Here is a 19,632-nt window from a genome sequence, read left to right as displayed (position 1 = left end):
TTACGACGGCGGCGAAAACCTCCGCCGCTACAGCGGCGGTGAGCTGACAACCGCTGTGAGCTGGCCGTCGTCGTAAGTTAGGCGCACGAGGACGGCACGGCCGCTGCAACTCCGACCGGGTTGCGGCGGCCGTTCCGCATTAAGCCGTGCGGGGATAAACGGCAGGAGCGTTCCGGCCCCGCCGCCGATAAACTGGGAGTGGCCGCCGCGGCAGCGCGCCGCCCCGGCTTTCCCGAACAGGAGGTCATCATGGGTTTGGGTGACAAGATCCACAATGCCGCCGAGAAACTCCACGGCAGAAGCAAGGAAGCAGCCGGACGCGCCACCGGAGACAACCGGCTCAGGGCTGAGGGCAGGGAACGCCACATCAGGGCCGACCTCAAGCAGGCCGGCGAAAAGATCAAGGACGCCTTCAAGAGGCACTGACCAAGATCCCGCTTTAATGCTCGAGGCCCTGTCCGGTAAGAGCGGACAGGGCCTCGCCCGCGTTCGACGCTCCCCCGCACCGGCACGGCGGTGACGCCGCGCACCCGGCAGGCGGGGGTTTAGCCAGCGAAGATGTCCTTGGCGATCATGATCGCGGTGATGGCTTTCGGCCAGCCGGTGTAGAACGCGAGGTGGATGATTGCCTCTTTGATCTCGTCTTCGGTCAGGCCGTTCTTCCGGCCGAGGGAGACGTGGTAGCCGAGCTGCTCGCTGTTGCCGCCCGCTACCAGGGCGGTGATGGTCACCAGGCTGCGCTCGCGGGGCGACAGCTCGGGGCGTTCCCACATATCACCGAACAGCACGTCGTCGGTGAGCTGCGCGAGCTTCGGGGCAAACTCGCCGAACATCTTCTGGGCGCCGGACGGTTCGTTCTCCGTCATGGGTTTTTCCTGCCTTTTCCTACTTCGCCGCCGTGCGGGGGCCGTTGTATTCCTCGTCGGTGACGTGCTCGAACCAGCCGCCGTCGGCCGGGTCCCCGCCGCTTTCCAGCATGGCCAGGTGCTCCATGTAGCTATCCGGGGCGGCTCCGTGCCAGTGCAGTTCTCCGGGCGGCGTGTAGACGGTCTGACCGGGGTGAACCTCGAAGAGCTCCCCGCCCCGCGACTGCACCAGCCCGATTCCCTCGGTGATGTGCAGGGTCTGGCCGTTGGAGTGGCTGTGCCAGGCGGTGCGTGCACCGGGCGCGAAGCGCACCTTGGCCACGACCATGCGCTGACTGTCGTTCTGCGGGCTTGCGATCATGTCCAACCACACGTCGCCGGTGAACTGCTCGGGCGGGTTCTTGACGGTGGGCGGCTTGGGCGTAATTTCCACGGTGAGTCTCCTTCTTGTTCGTCTTCAGTTACCAGACAACCGCAGACAGGGCGGGTATGGGAGTCTCTGTTCATAGGGGTACCGGCAGGGACTCCCTCGCAGGGCCGGAATTCCCCTAGCGTTGTAGGCATGGACAACCGCACCGAAATCCGGGACTTCCTTGCCTCCCGCAGGGCGAGGATCACCCCGGACCAGGCCGGCCTGCAGGATTACGGCGGCAACCGGCGCGTGCCTGGACTGCGCCGCGGGGAAGTTGCCTCCCTGGCCGGGGTCAGCATCGAGTACTACACCCGGCTCGAACGCGGAAACCTCGCGGGAGCCTCCGATGACGTGCTGGAAGCGGTTGCCAGGGCACTGCAGCTGGACGAAGCCGAACGTGAGCACCTGTTCGACCTGGCCCGCGCGGCCAGCGCCGGAGGCAAGTCCCGCCGTCGACCCGCCCGCAAGCAGACGGTCCGTCCCAGCCTGCAGGCAATCCTTCACGGGATGACCGGGTCGCCGGCCTTCGTGCGCAACGGGCGGCTGGACATCCTGGCCATCAACAGCCTGGGACGGGCGCTGTACTCGGAAGCGTTCGGCCGCGGGGAGCAGCCGGTCAACCTGGCCCGGTTCTGCTTCCTCGACCCGCGCGCCCACACGTTCTATCCGGCGTGGGAAGACTCGGCGAACACCACCGTGGCCTTGCTGCGCACCGAAGCCGGCAGGGACCCGTACGACAAGGCACTGCAGGACCTCATCGGGGAACTGTCCACCCGCAGCGATGAGTTCCGCATCCGGTGGGCAGCCCACAACGTGCGCCTCCACCGGACCGGCCTCAAGCACTTCCACCACCCGGTGGTGGGCACCCTCGACCTCGCCTTCGACGCCATGGACCTGCCGGCTGATCCTGGGCTGACGCTGACCGCTTACAGCGCGCAGCCAGGCTCCGCCGAGGAAGACGCCCTCAAACTGCTGGCCAGCTGGGCCGCGAGCCAGGAGCAACCCGCGGCTGGCTCGTCACGGCAGGCCGCGCTGGAGCCCAAGCCCGCCAACGGATGACCCTCCGTGGCTGACCCGCGCGCCCTTCGCATATCAAGGCAGGAGGCGTTAAAAAACCGTTAAGATCCCGCCGCCACCGGCGAAAATGCTGTTGGGGCGAAGCCCGGCACAGTACCTTTGATCCATGCCGTCCTGCGATGGCCCCCAACACCGCAGGGCGGCATTTCCATGACCTCAGTGGGCGTCCTCCTGCGCCCCGGGGTCTGCGGCAACATCTAGGGCTCGGAGTTGCTGCTCATCGTGGCAAAACGAAGAGCGGAGCGGGGTGGGTCCGGCAGGCCAGAAACGGCGTACGCTCATTGATATATGAGTGCCCCAGCAAAGCCGCGTGAACATGCATTATCTAAGTAAATTGGCAGTAATAGGAGCGGCGCTTTTGCTCCCGCTGTCTGCATCGGCCGGCCCGTCCCAGCCCCCAGCAAACCTTCCGGCAGCCAGATCCGGGTTTCTGCCCGCAACGCCCAGGCCCACCGTAAGCCAGCCGTCAAGAGGCCAGCCCGCATCTGTCCCCCGCGCCATCCGCAAACCCGTCGACGGCCATGCCCCCACTGCGACGGCTGCTCCCACTCCGGCGCAGCAGCTCGCCCGGCTCACACTGGCGCAGCGTGTCGGCCAGCTGTTCATGGTGGCGGCCGCGGCCACCGGAGCGGACGCCAACACGATGTCCGGCCTCACCAGGTACCACGTCGGCAATGTGTATCTCGCCGGGCGCAGCCGCGCGGGCACGGCGGCGACGGCCGCCGTCGTGCGCCGGATGACTGCAACCGTGTCAGCGGCCACCACCGGCGGCATCCGCCTTGCCGTGGCCACCGACCAGGAGGGCGGCTTCGTCCAGGTCCTCGGCGGCCCCGGGTTCTCGGCGATCCCCACAGCGCTGTCGCAGGGAACACAGCCGACGGCTGCCCTGCAGGCAAACGCTCGCGTGTGGGGTAGCCAGCTGCGCGCGGCCGGGCTCACCATGAACCTGGCGCCGGTTCTGGACACAGTGCCGAGCAGACAGTTCGCCCCGCGCAACGCGCCCATCGGGTTCTTCGCCCGCGAATACGGGTTCACGCCGCAGGCGGTCTCAACCCACGGCGGCGCCTTCGCAGCCGGCATGCGGCAGGCGGGCATCGCCCCCGTCGTCAAGCACTTCCCCGGCCTGGGCCGCGTTACCCTGAACACTGACACCACCCGGAACGTGAAGGACACCGTCACCACACGCACCGACCCCTACCTGCTGCCGTTCCGGACAGCGATCCAGGCGGGCGCCCGGTGGGTGATGGTCTCCAGCGCCTACTACACGCGCATCGATGCCGGCCACATCGCGCCGTTCTCGCCGCTGGTCATGCGGACGATGTTGCGCTCCGACCTGCACTTCACCGGCGCCGTCCTGTCCGACGACCTGTGCAACGCGGTGCAGCTGGCTCCCTGGGCCTTGGGCACCCGGGCCACGAACTTCATCCATGCCGGCGGAACCATGCTGCTGTGCGCTAACCCCCGCGCCATTCCCGCCATGTACACCGCGGTGCTTCAGCTCGCCCAACACAGCCCTGCGTTCGCGGCGGAGGTCAACGCCGCTGCCCTGAAGGTTCTCACGGTCAAGGCCGGGCACTAGGGGCGCGGCGATAGAGCCAGGTGCAGAAACCCAGCGAGCGCGAACGGACACTTGAGGCCCTTGCCTGAAGGGCCTCAAGTGTCCGCTCGCACTAAACGAAGCCGCGCTAGCTGAGTGCGGGCACCTGCACCTGCCCCGGCTTGAACCGTGCGCCGTAACCGGGGGCGGCAGGCACGTCGATCCGCGCGTGGGTGTGCACCTCGGTGACAGTCGCCTTGGTGTGCTCCGCGATCTGCTCCAGCGTGGTCACCCACATGCCGTCCATGCCCTTTACCCGCTCGATCAGCCGTTCCAGGGCCACGGCTTTGGAGGGCCGGCCCGAGATGAACGGGTGGTTGGTGAGCACGAAGCAGCTTCCCTGCGAGTGGTGCGCCTCGGCCTCCAGGGTCCACATCTCCAGCACCTTCACGGGGCTTTCGATCACGCCGCTGCCGGTCACGCCGGGGTAGAACGCGTACTGCTCCCAGTCGTCCAGGGTCCAGTCCACGGGAATCTCCACGATGTCGCGGGTGTCGCCGGCGCCGGAGGGAGAACCCGAGGCGACGGACATCCGGTACGGCGCATCGCCGTCGAGCAGGCTCGAATCGTAGAGGAAGCCGCGGTCAGCGAGCAGCGCCGGGGAGTGCCAGTTCAGTTCCCACCACGGTGCCCGGTACCCCACCGGACGGATTCCGGCGACCTTCTCGAGTGCCTCCAGTCCCCGGTCCATGTAGCTCGCCTCGGTGGCGGCGTCGATCCCCTGCATCGGCTCGTGCAGATAGCCGTGGTGCGCAACCTCATGGCCGCCGTCGACGATCTGCCGCACCACGTCGGGGTAGCACTCCGCGGTGAACCCGGGGATGAAGAACGTCCCGCGGACCTCCTGCCGCGCCAGGATCTGCAGCAGCCGCGGCACCGCGACCTTCGGCCCGTACGACTGGTGGCTCATGAGCGACATCCGCCGCGTGCTGGTGGAGTCGTGCGCGATGACGCAGGATTCGGCGTCGACATCGAAGGTGAAGGACGCGGCGGCGGTGAAGCCGGCGGGCCAGGTGATGGGGTGCTGGGAATCCGCGAAGGCGCTGGTGCTCATGCCGGGGTTCCTTTCGTCAGAGGGCGAAGTGGAGCGGTGCAGAAGGATTTAGAGTTCGACGGCGGGAACCGGCTGGGGTGCCTCGGCGGCGGAAGGCGCGTTGGCCGCAACAGCCGCGGAGCCGCCGTCGGACGTCACCGTCACGTACGGCCGGTGCAGCCGGGGCCCGAGAACCGCGTAGACCGCGGCGCTGGTGAGCCCGCCGGCCAGCCAGGAGAGGTCCCAGCCGCCCAGTGCCACCGCGATGGGGCCCTGCATCACCGGAACCAGTCCGTACATGAACAGCCAGGTGGCGAAGATGCCGGCGAGCAGCGACGTCACGCCGGCCCAGTTGACCACGGGCAGGCGGCGGGTGCCGACGCCGTCGAACAGCCGTTCCACGTTGCCGGGCCAGCGCTTCTCCAGCCAGAAGTAGTGCACCAGCATCACGCCGCCCCAGGCAGCCACCCAGGCCACCAGGCCGATCAGCCAGGCGTCCAGCACCGCGGCGAAGTCCTCCTGGAAGATGAAGTAGACGACGGCGATGAGCGAGAAGACGCCGACGAACAGGTTAAGTTTCCGGCGGCTGATGGTGATGTCGAGTGCTTGCGTGGCCACCGAGAAGGTGTAGATGTTCAGGATGTTGGTGGCGATGGGCCCGTGCAGCACCATCAGGAGGACGGGCAGCGCCATGGCACCGAAGTTCTGGACTATGAGCTTGCCGGGGTCGACCTCGCCGCTGTTGGTGGCGAGGCTGGCGCCGAGGACGCCGAGCCAGACGACGGGGATGAACTGGCCCAGGACCGAGGCCAGGTAGACCTTTTTCTTGGGCACGGAGGTGCTGACGAAACGGGAGTAGTCGGCGGCGTAGGTGAACCAGGTGATGCCCCAGCCGATGCCGATGGCCGTCATCACGGCGCTCATGGCGGCGATCCGCTCGGAGCCTTCCAGGATGTTGCCCGCGGGGCCGGCGTAGGTCCAGTCGATCTTCAGGCCGAACCATGCGACGGCGGACATGACCACCAGGATGATGATGGTGGGCGGGACCGTCCATTTTTCGAAGGCGGCGATCGCCTTGTAGCCGAACCATGCGATGGCGACCTGCGCGGCCATGATGAACGTGGCAACGCCGATCTTCCACGCGTAGTTGTGGGCTTGTGGGTCGACCCAGCCGAGTGTGCCGAAGAGGGCCATAACCAGGTCGAGGATGATCCAAGTGTTGACGGCGCACCAGCCTACCACCAGCAGGGCCTGGATGGCGGCCGGCAGGTAGTTGCCGCGGCGGCCGAACGCCGCTCGGGCCAGGACCATGCCGGTGGCTCCGGTCTTTTGGCCGAGCAGGACGAAGCAGCCGAAGAGCAGCATGCCGATCAGGTTGCCCAGGACCAGGACGGTGACGGTGTCGGCGAACCCGAGGCCCAGGTTGATGCCCAGGGCGCCGAGGACCCAGTTGATCGGGGCGAGGTTTGCGCCGGCCCAGATCCAGAACTGGCCGGACACCTTGCGGGTGCGCGCGGATTCGGGAATGGGCTGGAGCCAGGCTTCGAAGTCCTCGGCCTGCTCCATTGCGGGCCCGGACTGCGGTGTTGAGGAGTTGTGCATCGGAAAAGCCTCCGTATGAGGAAGAAGAGCCTCCGTGAAGAAGGGATGAATTAAGCGTATGTGGGCCGCATCACAGCAACAAGGTACGATCCGTCTAAGAGAATCCCCTTCCTTATGACGGAGTGTTATGTTCCTCGACGAAGTCCTGAAGCATCGAACCGTGCAGGCGGCTGACCCGCTCCTCCGCGCCGCGCCGGCCGCCGTTCCCGGGCGGCAGGTGCGGTGGGTGCACTCGAGCGAGGTCTTGGACATCGCTCCCCTGCTCCGCGGCGGCGAGCTGCTCCTGACCGGCGGGCAGGCCCTGGCCACGGCTACCGATGAACGGCGGGTCGGCTACGTGCGCGAGCTCGCCGGACGCGGCGTGGCCGCCCTGGCCATCGAGACCGGGCCGTCGCTGCCCGACATTCCCGAGTCAATGCTGGTTGCCGCCGAGTCCAACGGCCTGCCACTGTTCGAGCTCCGCAAGGTGGCGCCCTTCGTCGGCATCATGCAGGAGATCAACTCGATCTTGGTCGGCCAGTCCGTGGAACTGCTGCAGCGCGGCGACGAGATCAGCCACGCCATGGCCGCCGAACTCGCCCACGGCGGCGGGCTGGACGAGGTTCTCGCCGTGCTCGCCGGGCAGACCGGGACCGGCGTGCGGCTGGTGTCACCGGCGGGGCTGACGCTGGGGAGTGCCGGAGCGGCCGACGGCGGCGCTTCCGACGGCGGTCCGGGGACCGGCGGTTTGGGGACAGTCGGTTCCGGGGCAGTAAGTACGACGGCGGTGAGTACGACGGCGGTGGACGTTCCGGTCCGCGGTGTGCTGGCAGCGCGGCTGGAGCTGGAACTGCCTGAAGGCATCGACCCGACGTTTGTCCGGGTGGCGGGCGAACGGTCCGTCGACATTCTCGGCCTGGCGTTGCTGCAGCGGATGCCGCCGGGCCTGAAGGAACTGGGGGGAGCGGAACTGATGCGCGCCGTCCATTCCGGCGTCCAGCCATGGCGGCTGGAGCAGTTGGGGGCAGCGGCGGGGTTCGCCATCGACGGTCCGGTGGCCGCCGTCATGGTCCGCTCCGCCGCATCGGGCCGGCTGCGCCCGGCGCTGGACGTGGTCCTGGCAGGGGCGGTGCCGCATGCGGCGAGCTACGCGGACAAGCTGGAGCTCATCGCGCTGGCCGGCCTCCCCCGTGAGGGAACGCGGGCCGCGCGGTCGTTACTGATCGAGGCGCTGGGCAACCTGGAAGTTCCGGAAGGTTCCACGGTCGCCGTCGGACCTCTGGGGCTGGGCATCGGCGAGGCGGCCTGGTCCATGGCCGAGGCCCGCCGGACGCTGGACCTGGCGCCGCGGAGTGGACGAGCCGGCGGTCCCGCCCGGCAGGTGCGGGACGCGGATGCCTTTGTTGCCGAGCGACTGGCCGCCGAGAGTATCGACGCCGGCGCCCGCCGCGACTTCGTCCGCCGGACACTGGGCCCGGTCCTCGAGCACGACGAGCAGCGGAACTCGCAGCTCCTGCAGACCCTGACGGTGTGGCTCGACTCCGGCTGCAACACGGCGCAGGCAGCACGCGAGCTGCACCTCGAACGGCAGTCGATGTACCACCGGCTGCAGCGCATCTTCGACCTCTGTGGCGGCGACCCCCGGGGAACCGGCCGCCTCGTCGGCCTGCATCTGGCTACCCGCCTGGCCCCACTCCCCTAGCACCCACCCAACGCGTCCTCACATCCCGTCGCCTCCCACCCAACGCCCTCTCACATCCCACCGCCTAAACCCAAACGCGTCCTCACATCCCGTCGCTTCAAAGCATCACCTGCTGTTTCGGCTGCTGGTGCACCCCTGTGCACCACAGCTTGCCATGCAACCTAAGTAGTGCCACTATCTAACCGTGCAAGAAATCGATTGGCAGCAGGAGCTGACCAGGGCAGCTCTGCCGCATGCGGTACTCGCGGTGCTGACCCACGGCGAGATGCACGGCTACGCCATGCTCGAGGTGCTGAGCTCGCGGGGGTTCCGCAAGATTAAAGGCGGAACCTTGTACCCGCTGTTGAAACGGCTGGAAGACCAAGGCCTGGTCAGGCATGAATGGCAGCACGACGCTGCAGGGCCAGGACGCAAACAATTTGCAGTCACGGAACAGGGCCGCCAGGAGCTGGCAAGAGCGGCGAAGGCCTGGTCCCAGATGGATGAAGTGCTGAAGAATTTTCGCGCAGACAGACAGGAAACTCCATGAAATACGAGCGTGACCTCGCCTTCAATCTCCGGATACGCGGATTCTCGGAACGTGAAATCGCTGAAGGGCTGGAAGATATCCGCTCCCATGAAGCGGCTACCGGGGTACCGGCGAGAGAAGAGTTTGGCACGGCCGCAGAATACGCCCAGCAGTTTCCCAAGAAGAACCACTGGTCCCGAGGGAAGGTCGTCGGCGCCGTCGCTGCGCTGCTGGCTCTCGCTTACGTAGTGGCATCGGTTCTCCTGATGTTCGTCGGCGTTGACATCCGGACATACGTGGGCCCGGTATCGCTTATGCCAGCGCTGGCGTTGGTCTTCGGCGGCACCCTCATCGGATTCTTTGTCGACTACCTGAGACCGGCACCGCGGCTCACCCAAGGTGTACCGGGGTAGATCGACCCATGTTGCCCGGTCGCTACCTTGCCGAACTCACCAGCAGCCTCGGCGCCCTCGAAGCACTGGCTCGCCAGTCCGAGGGCATGCTGAAAAGCCCAGTTCCGGCCTGTCCGGGATGGACCCTGGATGCGCTTTTCGGGCATCTCGGCTCGATTGAACGGTGGGCTGCCGCAGTGATTCGTGCCGGCAAATATGTCACGGAGCCTGCCCCACCAGCGGAGAAGGCCGCAGCATGGTTCCTCGATGGAGCGCCTGACTTTCTGGCCACCATGTCTTCCCTGGATCCGGCGGCGCCGTGCTGGAACTTCGGCCCTCCCCCACGCACGGCCGGTTTCTGGCTCCGCCGGCAGGCGCACGAACACGCCATCCACCTCGTCGACGCCCACCAGTCATCCGGCCTGGCGGGCCCGGAATTCACCGAAGACTTCATGCTCGACGGCATCGACGAGGCGCTGGCGATGTTTGCCCCACGGCAGCTCCGGCTGCAGCGAATGACCGACCCGGGAAAGGCTGTGACGTTCCGCGTACCGGGCGGCACGGCCTGGAACTTCGGGGCGGGAGAGGTCGCGGCGTCGGTCACAGCAGCGCCGCAGGAAATGTACTTGGGCCTCTGGGGCCGCGCCAGCCTTTCCGGAACGGCTGTGCTCGACGGCGACGTCGGCCTCGCGTTGCGCGTCATCCGCGGTCCGCTGACGCCGTAAACGATCCGTCTCGCGCACCCGCTCAGACCGGTCAACGGCGCACCCGATAGCGCAAATGAAGCACCCTGTTGCCCTGAATCACCACGTCAGGATCCTCCAACAGGTGCTGCGCGTGGACCGACCCGAAGTAGCGTTTGCCGGACCCGAACGCGACGGGCACGACGTCCATGCGCACCTCCTCGACCAGGCCCGCGGCAAGCACCTGGCCGCCGACGTCGCCAGCAGCGACCTCGACCATGCGGTCACCTGCAAGCTCCTTCGCCTTGGCCACGGCTGCCTCGACGCCGTCGACGAAGTGAAACGGCGCCTCGGCATCCCACCCCTCAGGCTCCGGCCGGTGCGTCACGACGACCATGTGGTCGATCCCGCCCGGAGGCTTCCCGTCCCAACCGTCCGTCATGTCGAAGACGTGGCGGCCGACGACGGTCGCCCCGATCTGGTCCCAGTAGGGCCGGGTGTAGTCGTAGGACGCCTGCGACACCTTCAATTCGCCGCTCTCATCCAACGGCACGTCGCCGCTGGTCAACCAGTCGAACAGGGGTCCGGGCTGGTCGTTCTCGTCTGCGATGAAGCCATCCACCGACACCGAGCTGTACATGACCACCTTGCCCATGGGGCTCTCCTCTTGCTTTCGCGTGCCCCCAGATTAGTTGCTCTTCGCGGCTGGTGGCACGACGCAGCCCTACGAGATCTTGCGCCGGTAGAGCGCACAGGACCCGGCATGGTGGCCGTTGGGACAGAGGCTGAGCTGATGAACGGCAGGAATATCAGGGGGTAGGAGATGCCGCCGGCGCCGTCCCAAGCTGAGGAAGCGTTGGGGGTACGACGACGAAAGCTGAGAAAGCGTTCGGGTGACCGAGCGCTTCCTGGCTTTTCGCCGCTTAGATCCAGACCCTCCATCAGGTCCTGCCGTTTTTCGCCAATCCTCCCGGAGACGCCTGAGGGCCATCGCCGACGGGAACGCGTCCTCACATCCTGCCGCTTCTAGCCCAACGCGTCCGCACGTCCTGCCGCTATGGGCTGACGGTGGCTCTCACTACTGAGAAGAGCCTGAAGTAGTTCGGGCACACGCTCAATTTCTCGTCAGCCGGAACACGCGCACCGTCCAGGGCCACGTTATCCCCCGCGGACAGGGATGAACCGTCCGGCAATGCCAGGGATTCGCCCTTGAACGCCGTGCCTTGAGGAAAGACCAGAGTGGTTTCTTCCCCGTCGCTAGCCCGCACCACAATGCATCCGGCACCATCCGCGGCAAGATTGCCGACGAGCTGGCCGCTTTCCTCGGGCGCGGTCGACACTCCGGCGTGCACCACGGCCTTCTTGCCTCCCGCACTCTGTACCACCGCCGTCGGCATTTCCTGCTGAACCGACGGCACAGCCGACACGGAAGCGGGCTCGCCCTGCGGTGCCGAACATGCCGAAAGAAAAAGCGCGATGGCACCGGCAATAACGAAGGCGGCGCGGTGAGCCACCTTAGGTTGCTTTCGGGCGATGAACCGCCATATCCGCCCGACCTACCAGCGTCATGGGTCTTTCCGGTCTATCTTCAAGTTTCAAGGTCACGAGGCCGGCGTCGCGGCGAGTCGAGAGAACACGCAGAGGGATCCCGCCGAGCTTCACAAATTCGCCGGCCTGCACGGCCTTCAGCCGGACCTTGTGGTCCATTGTCTTTTTGATAATTGCAGCCCGCCCATCATTCTTGGCGTGGTTCCCCACGGCAGCGTTAACGTAAAGCCGGGCAACGGGCTGCATCATTGCACGTCCCCACAGTTCATCCGCCCAGCTTCGGCATGTCAAACCGCCGCACGCGACTGCTTCAAAACCTTCCCACGCCAGCTGCGGCCGAATACGGTATTGCCTGACGACCCGATTTTGGAGGAAGCGATGCGCAAAGTGACCGCCGGACTGTTCCACTCCGTGGACGGCGTGGTGCAGGACCCGTTCAAGTTCCAGTTCGACAGCTTCGATGAGGACCTGGGCAAGGGGCTGACCAAGATGATCAACACCGTGGACACGGTCGTCCTCGGGCGGGTCAGCTATCAGGAATGGGCGGGCTACTGGCCGAACGCCTCCCGGGACGAGGACTTCGTCGCCTTCATCAACCCGGTGGAAAAGTTCGTCGTATCGCGCACCCTGTCCGAGCCGCTGGAGTGGGAAAACTCGCACCTGATCGAGGCACCGCTGGAGGAATTCGTATCAGATCTCAAAAAGCGCGACGGCGGCGAGATCGCCGTATGCGGAAGCATTTCGGTCACGCGGCAATTGCTGTTCGCCGGCCTCCTCGATGAGTTGACCCTGATGACTCACCCCGTGGTGGCCGGCAGCGGGCGGCGGCTGTTCGAAGATGGCGACCCGCTCACGAGGCTGGAACTCAAGGACCAGTACAGGACCAGCAAGGGCAATGTCGTCAGCACCTACAGCGTGCGCAACGACTGAACCAGTCAACGCTTCGGCTGTCAGAAGCCTCGCAGATGTATGGTTGTGCTGACGAAAACATACCGCACGTCCAACACAAGGAAGTCAGGTGCATGTGTGAACGAGTACGAGGCTTCACTGGTCATCAAGTCCGGAGCGGAACTGCTGTCTTCGGCTTCTTCCGACCCCCGCTCGGAAGAAGGCTACGCGGCGGTCAAGGCCAACATCTCGGAAGCACTGGAGCGCATAGCGGAAGCTCTTGGCAACTTTGAAGCCAGTTCGGGAGCGCCCAGCCGTTCAACCGGCTGGGTCCAGGACCTTCGCCGCGTAGCCGACGACCTGGGGGAACGAGAGCGCTGAAACGCCGATGACAGCGAGTGGCCCGAAGGGGGCACCGGCAGCACGTTTTGATCGGACTGTGCTGGTCTTCAATCCCGGCAAGCCCGGTATGAGCGCAAGGATCAACGAGCTGCAACGGGAGCTCGCCGCCGGAGCGCCGGATCTGCGGGTTGATTTGCTGCCGACCGACTTTGCGGGGCATGCGCGGGACCTGGCACGGTCCGTGGCCGCCACAGGGTCTCCGCTTATTGTTTCCGTTAGCGGCGACGGCGGGTACAACGAGGTTGTCAACGGGGTGATGGACGTTCCAGACAGCAAGGCTGTGTGCACCGTCGTCGCGGCAGGTAACGCCAATGACCATCACCGGAGCATGCCGGTAACTACATTGCTGGAGGCTGTCCGGGAAGGGCAGGTCCGGCACATCGACCTGTTGCGCATAACCTTTGGGAAGGAGCCGCCGGCAAAGGTTCACTACGCGCACCTACATAGGTTTCGGGCTTACGCCGCTGATGGCAATCGGAATCGAGAGCGGGGGAAAGGGCAAATTCCTCGAACTTCTGTCCGTGGCGCGCACGCTCTCTCACTTGAGCCCGTTCGAGCTTGTCCGGGCAGACGGGGCCACCGCCCGATTCGACAGCTTGATCCTGGCCAATATTTCGCGGATGGCCAAGTATGGGACGGTCAGCGAGTCGGTCGGCCCCGACGACGGCCGGTTCGAGGTTGTGACGCTCCCCCACTCCGGGCGCTGGAAGATGGCTCTGATGACTCTTCGGGCGGTGACGCTGGGACTCGGGAATCAACCAAGCGTCAGCAGCTACGACTTCACCACGCGGGATGCTGTTCCTTGCCAGATTGACGGCGAGGTCACACATCTTCCAGCCGCCACCCATGTTCTGGTGGAAAGCGCGAAGGGCGCCCTGGCCGTTATCTGACCCAGAGCGCCCTTCTGATGAATGACGTGTTTGCCGCCCCGCCCGGATAGGCGTTCGTACAGCTTTGCCGCCCGGCCTGATTGCCCTGGCTTTGCTCCCATAACGAGACACCCCTTACGTGTCTTTTGCCAGCCTGCCGCCGGACTCCCCACGGACCGCGAGCATTCTAGCGATCGGCACCGACGGCTCCGAGGCCGCGTTAAGACGGCACCTGTATCGTTCGAAGTCAGGAACCCCTTCGGTTCCGTTACAGGAGCAATCATGGCTGACAAATCCCCCCGCCAATCAGCATCCAAGAAATCCGGCAAATCCATCAAGCAAAAGCGCGCCGACAAGAAGGCCGCTTCAGCACCCCCGGCCCGGGAGACAAGGCCACCGCCGCCAAGTCCACGAGCCCTAAGAAGTGAGCGGTTTGACAGAACACCTCACCCTCGGTGTCCTTTCCAGCACCCGAAAACCCGACGAGCGGGCGACCACATCGACTACTACGCGGTGGACCACAGTCCCTCCTACCTCTGGAACTCCTCCAGTTGGGAGATCAGCGAAGCCCTGCTGCCCTTCCTGGAAACCGTGATAGCGGGTCCCACAGCCTGGACGGGGAACGAGACCATCAGCCGCGCGATCGAAATCCGCGACGGCGTGGTCCTGAACCAGGACGTGCTGCAGTTCCAGCAGCGGGAGCCGGAGTACCCACACTTCCCACTACATGCCTAGAGGCTACGTCACCTCAGCGCCCAGGTTGGGCGAGCGGATGTTCGACCTCGCTCGGGTGTAGCGGCCGGTTCGAGGTTGTGACGCTCCCCGATTCCGGGCTAGCAACCCCGGCTGCCACGGCTGCGAGCTTGGCATGCGCCCCATGGCGCCCTTCGACTGCTTCAGCGTTCCGGCGGGATGAACAAAGCCGCAGGAACGATTTTCTTGGGGCACTTCAGGTGCATTGGGGTCCGCCGGGCCTAGTGTTGGGTGTGTCGGCACTTGCCGCGCAACTACCCTCAGGGAGGGTGCATGAACCCCAACCAGTCCAGCTCCGAACAATTCATGCTGTATCTGAAAAGTCTGGGTGGTTCAGAAGCTGACGTCGCCGGATCTGCCTGCGCGGTCAGCGGTGAGGACAACGTGGAGAGCGTAGTCTCGCGAATGAGGAGGGAGAAATACGCGCATGGCAGTAACCACGTGGACCCTTCGATTCTTCAGGCCTCCGCGCAAGTCCTAATCAGCAGGCGCGACGAGAACAAACCCCTCCACCTGCCCCGACATCCTCAAGAAGGGGACTATCAGCTGGATATCCACCCCACTGATTCCGACACAACCAGGGAAACCATTCCCATGAAGAGCCTGAAAGACGCCAAGGTCTGGGCCAGGGAACGACTCGACACGGTAGGCGCCGAAGCCGGTGTTATCTACCTCTCGACCGTAGGCAGTACTGGGCCGGGAACGGGGACACTCGCTTCCAATTTTGAACGCTCCGTCGGCTGGCTGGTACCGATGAACACAACGCCCGCCACAACAGAATGAAGGATATCCTCGCTGGATCGGCCGAAAAAGAAAGCAATCTCCACATTCCCGGTTGCCATCTGGCCCGTCAACCTGCGGTAAGTAACTCCAGCCAGTGCCTGTGAAGGACGTCCAGTTCGCTATTTGACGTTAGTGCGCGCATGCTGGTCAAGAGCAGAGCGATGAATCGGTCAAGCCAACGGCCTTGGAATCGTTAACCTCAGGCGCTGACTAACGACGAGTTCACAGTTCCCTATCAGAGCCGTTACGCAGTCAGCGGTTCTGACGGACTGCGTCGCAGCCAGCGGCAACGACGTGTCGAGAATCAACGTATCCGGTAAACAAACAGGGTCAGGGATGACCGGAGCTCTGCGGCGGACAGCACCGGACCCAACAGTTTGCCGCGCCCAGCGGACGCACTGACCGAGTTTCTGGATCTGGCGCGGCACAACAGCAAAGCGTTGAAAAGACGCTGGGCCAAAAACCACGACGACCGCTAGCTGGCGCAGCCTTCGAGTATCGGAGCATAAGCCCTACGCGACGAGCCGGCCACCCCCAGCAATACCAGGCGCTCGTGGCGCCTGCAACCCGACCAAAGGTGAGGACGCGTCAGGGAAAACGCGACGAGAAGTGAGGACGCGTTCCAGCTCGGCCTGCCTCCATCGCGGCTATGGTCACAACCTCGTTGCGGTGAAAGCAACTTCATTTCCCAGCTAAGAATCGCCGTTCAGCAACGCCGCGAAGGGGTGACTCCCGGATGACAGTAAAAGTACCCATTGACGGGTGAGCTGTGTCACGCCTACTCTGGTGCAACAGCGTTGCAACAGAAGCAACCCCAAGTTTATTGGTGGACACATGGAACACCCGATAACCCAACCGGCTGGAGCAGCAGAGCCGCTGACCAGCCAGCCCAACAGCAGCACACCCCACACCGGCGACGACGTCAGCAAGGACACCCGACGCCGGGTCATCACCGCGAGCTTCATCGGCAACTTCGTCGAGTGGTTCGACTACGCCGTCTACGGCTACCTGGCCGGCATCATCTCCACGGTCTTCTTCCCCGAAGCAGACCGCCAGACAGCGCTCCTGGCAACCTTCGGCGTCTTCGCCGTCTCCTTCTTCGTCCGGCCCCTGGGCGGCTTCTTCTGGGGCCACATCGGCGACCGGCTCGGACGGCGGAAAGCACTGTCGCTGTCGATCGTCATCATGTCCGTGGCCACGTTCTGCATCGCCCTGATCCCCGGCTACGGCACCATCGGCCTTCTCGCGCCGGTCCTGCTCCTGCTGGTCCGCGTCGTCCAGGGATTCTCCGCCTCGGGCGAGTACGCAGGCGCCTCCGCCTTCCTGGTGGAGTACGCACCGGCACATCGCCGCGGACTCTATGCCGCCGTCGTACCCGCAAGCACCGCGGCGGGCCTGCTCCTCGGAAGCCTGCTGGCCGCACTGCTCACGTCAGTCCTCAGCGAATCCCAGCTGCACGACTGGGGATGGCGCCTGCCGTTCCTGCTCGCCGCGCCCATGGGCCTCATCGGCCGGTACATCCGGACCAAGCTCGAGGACACCCCCGCCTTCCGCGCCCTCGCCCAAGAGGACCACGGGACCAAAAAACCCGCCAGGGACATGTTCCGGAACAACCGGAAGCAGCTCATCATCGCCACCGGCGCGGTGCTGCTGAACGCCGTGGGCTTCTACGTCATCCTCAGCTACATGCCCACCTACCTCTCCGAGGAACTGGGCTTCGGCGCCAGCGAATCCTTCCTGGCCACCACCATCGCGCTGGCCAGCTACATCGGCTTCATCTTCCTCACCGGCATCGCCTCGGACAGGTTCGGCCGCAAACGGATGCTGATCACCGCCTCCGTGCTGTTCATGCTGCTGACCGTACCGGCCTTCATGCTCCTGGACACCGGCAACTTCCTGGTGATCGTCCTGGTCCAAATCCTCCTGGGCGGCATGCTCACCCTCAACGACGGCACACTCCCCAGCTTCCTGGCCGAACTCTTCCCCACGAAGACCCGGTACACCGGCTTCGCCGTCAGCTTCAACCTCTCCAACGCCCTGTTCGGCGGCACGGCCCCGTTCATGGCCACCCTCCTCATCGGCCTCACGCACAACAAGCTGGCCCCCGGCTGGTACCTCGTGGCCGCCTCCCTGGTTTCCCTCATCGCAGTGCTGTTCGCCGCGGAGACTTCCAAGAAGCCCCTGCAGCAGCACTGACAACACCCATCCAAGAAAGAAAAGGAAAAACCGCATGACCATCACCGAGAACCTCACCCGTCACGGCAACGCTGTCAACGACGTCGCCAAGCTCGAGCGCCTCAAGGTCCTCAACAACGGCGAAAAGGTCGCCCTGACTTTCTCGAATGAAGAGTTCGAGCGCCGCCTCGCGGGCCTGCGCAGCATCATGGCCGAGAAGGATCTGGACGCCGTCGTCCTGACCAGCTACCACTCGATCAAGTACTACTCCGACTTCCTGTTCACCTACTTCGGCCGCTCCTACGCCATGGTGGTCACTAAGGAGGACACGGTCACCGTCACAGCAAATATCGACGCCGGGATGCCCTGGCGCCGCAGCTACGGCGAGAACCTGGTGTACACGGACTGGCGCCGGGACAACTACATCCACGCCATCCAGGAAATCCTGCGCACCCGCGGCATCAGTGTCCGCCGGCTCGGCGTCGAGGACGACTCCCTGCCGCTTGACAACCGGAACAAGATCCAGGCCGCCTTCGCTTCGGCCACCCTGGTGGACGTGGCCCAGGCCGCGATGCGCCAGCGCATGATCAAGTCCGCCGAGGAAATCGAGGTCATTAAGCACGGCGCCCGGATCGGCGACCTGGGCGGCGAGGCCATCCGCAACGCCATCACCGCCGGCATCACCGAGTACGAGGTGGCCCTCATTGGGACCGAGGCCATGGTGCACGAGATCGCCCGCACCTTCCCCAACTCGGAGATCCGCGACACCTGGGTCTGGTTCCAGTCCGGCATCAACACCGACGGCGCGCACAACTGGGCCACCACCCGGAAGATTCAGGAGCACGACATCCTGAGCCTGAACTGCTTCCCCATGACCTCCGGCTACTACACCGCCGTGGAACGGACGCTGTTCTTCGGCGAACCGGATGCCCGTTCCCTCGAGCTGTGGAACATCAACGTCGAGGTCCACCGCCGCGGCCTGGAACTCATCAAGCCCGGCGCCGTCTGCAAGGACATCGCCGCCGAGCTCAACGAGATCTACGTGTCCCACGGCCTGCTCGCCAACCGCACCTTCGGCTACGGCCACTCCTTCGGCGTCCTCAGCCACTACTACGGCCGCGAGGCCGGACTCGAGCTCCGCGAGGACATCGACACCGTGCTCGAGCCGGGCATGGTGGTCTCCATGGAACCGATGATCACGGTCCTCGACGGCCAGCCCGGCGCCGGCGGCTACCGCGAGCACGACATCCTGGTGGTGGGCGAGGACGGCGCCGAAAACATCACCAAGTTCCCGTTCGGCCCTGAGCACAACATCATCAGCGCCTAGTACCTGGGCAACTGGGGCATGCCCTCCCCCGCCGTCCGCTGTCAGCAAGGCTTTAGTTTTAGCAGCCTTGGGTTAAGTACGACGACGGCGGGCGGCCGGGAGGGCATGCCCACCCCCGCTTCCGCGGCCAAATGGGCCGGAAGCACAACAGCGAAGAAATATAGTGAACACCATGACTCCCCCGGCAACACCAGCGAACCCCGCCCCCGCAAGCGGCGGCCCCGAAGGCAAAGACGCAGGCAACGGGGATGCCCGCGGCGCCTCGGTGATCGTCAACGCCATCGCCGTGCTGCGCAGCTTCACCGCGGACGAGCCCATGCTCGGCGTCACCGAGATCGCCAGCCGCGTGGGCCTGCACAAGAGCACGGTGTCCCGGATCCTCGCCACGTTCGAGCAGGAACACCTGGTGGAGCGGGACCCGGACACCCGGCGCTTCCGGCTGGGCATGGGGCTCATCGCGGTGGCCGGACCTCTGCTGGCCGAGCTCGAGGAGCGCCGGGTGGCCTATCCGGTGCTGCGCGAACTGACCGAGCGCACCGGCGAGACCAGTGCGCTCATGGTGTGGAACGGCACCGAGTCCATGTGCGTGGAACAGATCGCCAGCCGGCAGCAGGTCAAACACACGGCCCCGCTCGGCGCCCGCTACAACAGTGCGCTCAGCGCCTCCGTCCAGATCTTCCTGGCCACCGAACAGCCCGAACGCGTCCGCACCCTGCTCCGCGGCGGCACCATTACGCTCCCTGGCCTCGACGACCAGTCCGTTGACGCGTACGTGCGGCGGCTCGAGGAAGTCAGCACGCGCGGCTGGGCCATCAACTATGGCGAGACGTCCATCGAGGAAGTGGGGATCGCGGCCCCCGTGTACGACCACCGCGGCGACATCGTGGCCTCCGTCCTCATCCCCGCACCGAAGTTCCGGGTCTCCCCCGACACCCTGCAAAGCCTCGGCGAAGCCTGCGCCGCAGCGGCCCGGCAGGTGACCCAGCGCCTGGGCGGAGTGGCCCCGAAGCAGCGCCGCAGCGCGTAAGAAGCACAA

General features: G+C 65.3%; 20 protein-coding genes and 3 pseudogenes. 16 read left to right on the top strand and 7 right to left on the bottom strand.

The genetic code is table 11. The features are described 5' to 3' along the window. Positions 1-249: 249 nt before the first annotated feature. Entirely contained in the window at positions 250-426 is a 177-nt protein-coding gene (locus ACTHQX_RS18755; RefSeq protein WP_440158715.1) for a CsbD family protein, read from the top strand. Between the two features lie 119 nt (positions 427-545). Here the strand turns inward: ACTHQX_RS18755 and ACTHQX_RS18750 are convergent, their stop codons facing one another. Beyond that, a complete protein-coding gene (locus ACTHQX_RS18750; protein ID WP_440158649.1) occupies positions 546-866 on the bottom strand; it encodes a carboxymuconolactone decarboxylase family protein in 321 nt (106 codons plus the stop codon). Between the two features lie 19 nt (positions 867-885). Next, a complete protein-coding gene (locus ACTHQX_RS18745; protein WP_440158650.1) occupies positions 886-1,299 on the bottom strand; it encodes a (R)-mandelonitrile lyase in 414 nt (137 codons plus the stop codon). 129 nt (positions 1,300-1,428) lie between these two features. Between ACTHQX_RS18745 and ACTHQX_RS18740 the strand changes: the two genes are divergently transcribed. After that, positions 1,429-2,337, top strand: a complete 909-nt coding sequence (locus ACTHQX_RS18740; RefSeq protein WP_440158651.1) for a helix-turn-helix transcriptional regulator — start codon at positions 1,429-1,431, stop codon at positions 2,335-2,337. Positions 2,338-2,713: 376 nt separating this feature from the next. After that, positions 2,714-3,934 (top strand): glycoside hydrolase family 3 N-terminal domain-containing protein, encoded by a 1,221-nt coding sequence (locus ACTHQX_RS18735; RefSeq protein WP_440158652.1) that lies wholly within the window; start codon positions 2,714-2,716, stop codon positions 3,932-3,934. 106 nt (positions 3,935-4,040) lie between these two features. Here ACTHQX_RS18735 and ACTHQX_RS18730 read toward each other — a convergent pair whose 3' ends face one another. Both ACTHQX_RS18730 and ACTHQX_RS18725 read right to left on the bottom strand, forming a co-directional pair. Then, complete coding sequence (locus ACTHQX_RS18730; protein ID WP_440158653.1) at positions 4,041-5,006, bottom strand: polysaccharide deacetylase family protein; 966 nt, start codon at positions 5,004-5,006, stop codon at positions 4,041-4,043. A 48-nt stretch (positions 5,007-5,054) separates the two neighbouring features. Next, positions 5,055-6,587: a purine-cytosine permease family protein gene (locus tag ACTHQX_RS18725; protein ID WP_440158654.1), complete on the bottom strand. Its 1,533-nt coding sequence runs from the start codon at positions 6,585-6,587 to the stop codon at positions 5,055-5,057. Between the two features lie 127 nt (positions 6,588-6,714). Between ACTHQX_RS18725 and ACTHQX_RS18720 the strand changes: the two genes are divergently transcribed. From ACTHQX_RS18720 to ACTHQX_RS18705, 4 genes are all read left to right on the top strand, one after another. Then, entirely contained in the window at positions 6,715-8,268 is a 1,554-nt protein-coding gene (locus ACTHQX_RS18720; protein WP_440158655.1) for a PucR family transcriptional regulator, read from the top strand. A gap of 184 nt (positions 8,269-8,452) precedes the next feature. Further along, positions 8,453-8,797 carry a PadR family transcriptional regulator gene (locus ACTHQX_RS18715; RefSeq protein ID WP_440158656.1) on the top strand — a complete coding sequence of 115 codons (345 nt, stop codon included), beginning with the start codon at positions 8,453-8,455 and terminating at the stop codon, positions 8,795-8,797. After that, positions 8,794-9,189: a hypothetical protein gene (locus ACTHQX_RS18710; RefSeq protein WP_440158657.1), complete on the top strand. Its 396-nt coding sequence runs from the start codon at positions 8,794-8,796 to the stop codon at positions 9,187-9,189. Before ACTHQX_RS18715 ends, ACTHQX_RS18710 begins: the two co-directional genes overlap by 4 nt. Before the next feature lie 8 nt (positions 9,190-9,197). Beyond that, a complete protein-coding gene (locus tag ACTHQX_RS18705; RefSeq protein ID WP_440158658.1) occupies positions 9,198-9,893 on the top strand; it encodes a maleylpyruvate isomerase family mycothiol-dependent enzyme in 696 nt (231 codons plus the stop codon). A 31-nt stretch (positions 9,894-9,924) separates the two neighbouring features. Here ACTHQX_RS18705 and ACTHQX_RS18700 read toward each other — a convergent pair whose 3' ends face one another. The 3 genes and pseudogenes from ACTHQX_RS18700 to ACTHQX_RS18690 form a co-directional block, all read right to left on the bottom strand. Continuing rightward, positions 9,925-10,506: a dihydrofolate reductase family protein gene (locus ACTHQX_RS18700; protein WP_440158659.1), complete on the bottom strand. Its 582-nt coding sequence runs from the start codon at positions 10,504-10,506 to the stop codon at positions 9,925-9,927. 92 nt (positions 10,507-10,598) lie between these two features. Next, positions 10,599-10,691, bottom strand: a pseudogene (locus ACTHQX_RS18695) (ABC transporter permease); the annotation flags it as partial. A 215-nt stretch (positions 10,692-10,906) separates the two neighbouring features. Beyond that, positions 10,907-11,365, bottom strand: coding sequence for a hypothetical protein (locus ACTHQX_RS18690; RefSeq protein WP_440158660.1), 459 nt, complete (start codon positions 11,363-11,365; stop codon positions 10,907-10,909). A gap of 412 nt (positions 11,366-11,777) precedes the next feature. Between ACTHQX_RS18690 and ACTHQX_RS18685 the strand changes: the two genes are divergently transcribed. The 9 genes and pseudogenes from ACTHQX_RS18685 (at position 11,778) to ACTHQX_RS18645 (ending at position 19,623) form a co-directional block, all read left to right on the top strand. Next, entirely contained in the window at positions 11,778-12,329 is a 552-nt protein-coding gene (locus tag ACTHQX_RS18685) for a dihydrofolate reductase family protein (protein ID WP_440158716.1), read from the top strand. 96 nt (positions 12,330-12,425) lie between these two features. Continuing rightward, positions 12,426-12,668: a hypothetical protein gene (locus ACTHQX_RS18680; protein ID WP_440158661.1), complete on the top strand. Its 243-nt coding sequence runs from the start codon at positions 12,426-12,428 to the stop codon at positions 12,666-12,668. A 7-nt stretch (positions 12,669-12,675) separates the two neighbouring features. After that, positions 12,676-13,023: pseudogene (locus tag ACTHQX_RS18675) on the top strand (acylglycerol kinase family protein); the annotation flags it as partial. A gap of 133 nt (positions 13,024-13,156) precedes the next feature. Next, positions 13,157-13,579, top strand: coding sequence for a diacylglycerol/lipid kinase family protein (locus ACTHQX_RS18670; RefSeq protein ID WP_440158718.1), 423 nt, complete (start codon positions 13,157-13,159; stop codon positions 13,577-13,579). Positions 13,580-14,047: 468 nt separating this feature from the next. After that, positions 14,048-14,293: pseudogene (locus ACTHQX_RS18665) on the top strand (alanine dehydrogenase); the annotation flags it as partial. A gap of 291 nt (positions 14,294-14,584) precedes the next feature. Next, positions 14,585-15,094, top strand: a complete 510-nt coding sequence (locus tag ACTHQX_RS18660; RefSeq protein ID WP_440158662.1) for a hypothetical protein — start codon at positions 14,585-14,587, stop codon at positions 15,092-15,094. A gap of 834 nt (positions 15,095-15,928) precedes the next feature. Next, positions 15,929-17,290 (top strand): MFS transporter, encoded by a 1,362-nt coding sequence (locus tag ACTHQX_RS18655; protein WP_440158663.1) that lies wholly within the window; start codon positions 15,929-15,931, stop codon positions 17,288-17,290. Between the two features lie 34 nt (positions 17,291-17,324). Beyond that, positions 17,325-18,596, top strand: a complete 1,272-nt coding sequence (locus ACTHQX_RS18650) for an aminopeptidase P family protein (RefSeq protein WP_440158664.1) — start codon at positions 17,325-17,327, stop codon at positions 18,594-18,596. Between the two features lie 172 nt (positions 18,597-18,768). Next, positions 18,769-19,623, top strand: coding sequence for an IclR family transcriptional regulator (locus tag ACTHQX_RS18645; protein WP_440158665.1), 855 nt, complete (start codon positions 18,769-18,771; stop codon positions 19,621-19,623). Positions 19,624-19,632: the final 9 nt, after the last annotated feature.

The organism is Arthrobacter sp. SAFR-023 (assembly GCF_051965295.1).
GTDB lineage: Bacteria > Actinomycetota > Actinomycetes > Actinomycetales > Micrococcaceae > Arthrobacter.
Note: the sequence above shows the minus strand (reverse complement) of the source record. Positions and strands in the feature narration are given on the sequence as shown.

Bases quoted from the DNA above. Each gene is read 5' to 3' on its own strand.
- ACTHQX_RS18755 (WP_440158715.1), top strand. From the start codon at position 250: ATGGGTTTGGGTGACAAGATCCACAATGCCGCCGAGAAACTCCACGGC.
- ACTHQX_RS18750 (WP_440158649.1), bottom strand. From the start codon at position 866: ATGACGGAGAACGAACCGTCCGGCGCCCAGAAGATGTTCGGCGAGTTT.
- ACTHQX_RS18740 (WP_440158651.1), top strand. From the start codon at position 1,429: ATGGACAACCGCACCGAAATCCGGGACTTCCTTGCCTCCCGCAGGGCG.
- ACTHQX_RS18730 (WP_440158653.1), bottom strand. From the start codon at position 5,006: ATGAGCACCAGCGCCTTCGCGGATTCCCAGCACCCCATCACCTGGCCC.
- ACTHQX_RS18725 (WP_440158654.1), bottom strand. From the start codon at position 6,587: ATGCACAACTCCTCAACACCGCAGTCCGGGCCCGCAATGGAGCAGGCC.
- ACTHQX_RS18720 (WP_440158655.1), top strand. From the start codon at position 6,715: ATGTTCCTCGACGAAGTCCTGAAGCATCGAACCGTGCAGGCGGCTGAC.
- ACTHQX_RS18710 (WP_440158657.1), top strand. From the start codon at position 8,794: ATGAAATACGAGCGTGACCTCGCCTTCAATCTCCGGATACGCGGATTC.
- ACTHQX_RS18705 (WP_440158658.1), top strand. From the start codon at position 9,198: ATGTTGCCCGGTCGCTACCTTGCCGAACTCACCAGCAGCCTCGGCGCC.
- ACTHQX_RS18700 (WP_440158659.1), bottom strand. From the start codon at position 10,506: ATGGGCAAGGTGGTCATGTACAGCTCGGTGTCGGTGGATGGCTTCATC.
- ACTHQX_RS18685 (WP_440158716.1), top strand. From the start codon at position 11,778: ATGCGCAAAGTGACCGCCGGACTGTTCCACTCCGTGGACGGCGTGGTG.
- ACTHQX_RS18670 (WP_440158718.1), top strand. From the start codon at position 13,157: ATGGCAATCGGAATCGAGAGCGGGGGAAAGGGCAAATTCCTCGAACTT.
- ACTHQX_RS18660 (WP_440158662.1), top strand. From the start codon at position 14,585: ATGAACCCCAACCAGTCCAGCTCCGAACAATTCATGCTGTATCTGAAA.
- ACTHQX_RS18655 (WP_440158663.1), top strand. From the start codon at position 15,929: ATGGAACACCCGATAACCCAACCGGCTGGAGCAGCAGAGCCGCTGACC.
- ACTHQX_RS18650 (WP_440158664.1), top strand. From the start codon at position 17,325: ATGACCATCACCGAGAACCTCACCCGTCACGGCAACGCTGTCAACGAC.
- ACTHQX_RS18645 (WP_440158665.1), top strand. From the start codon at position 18,769: ATGACTCCCCCGGCAACACCAGCGAACCCCGCCCCCGCAAGCGGCGGC.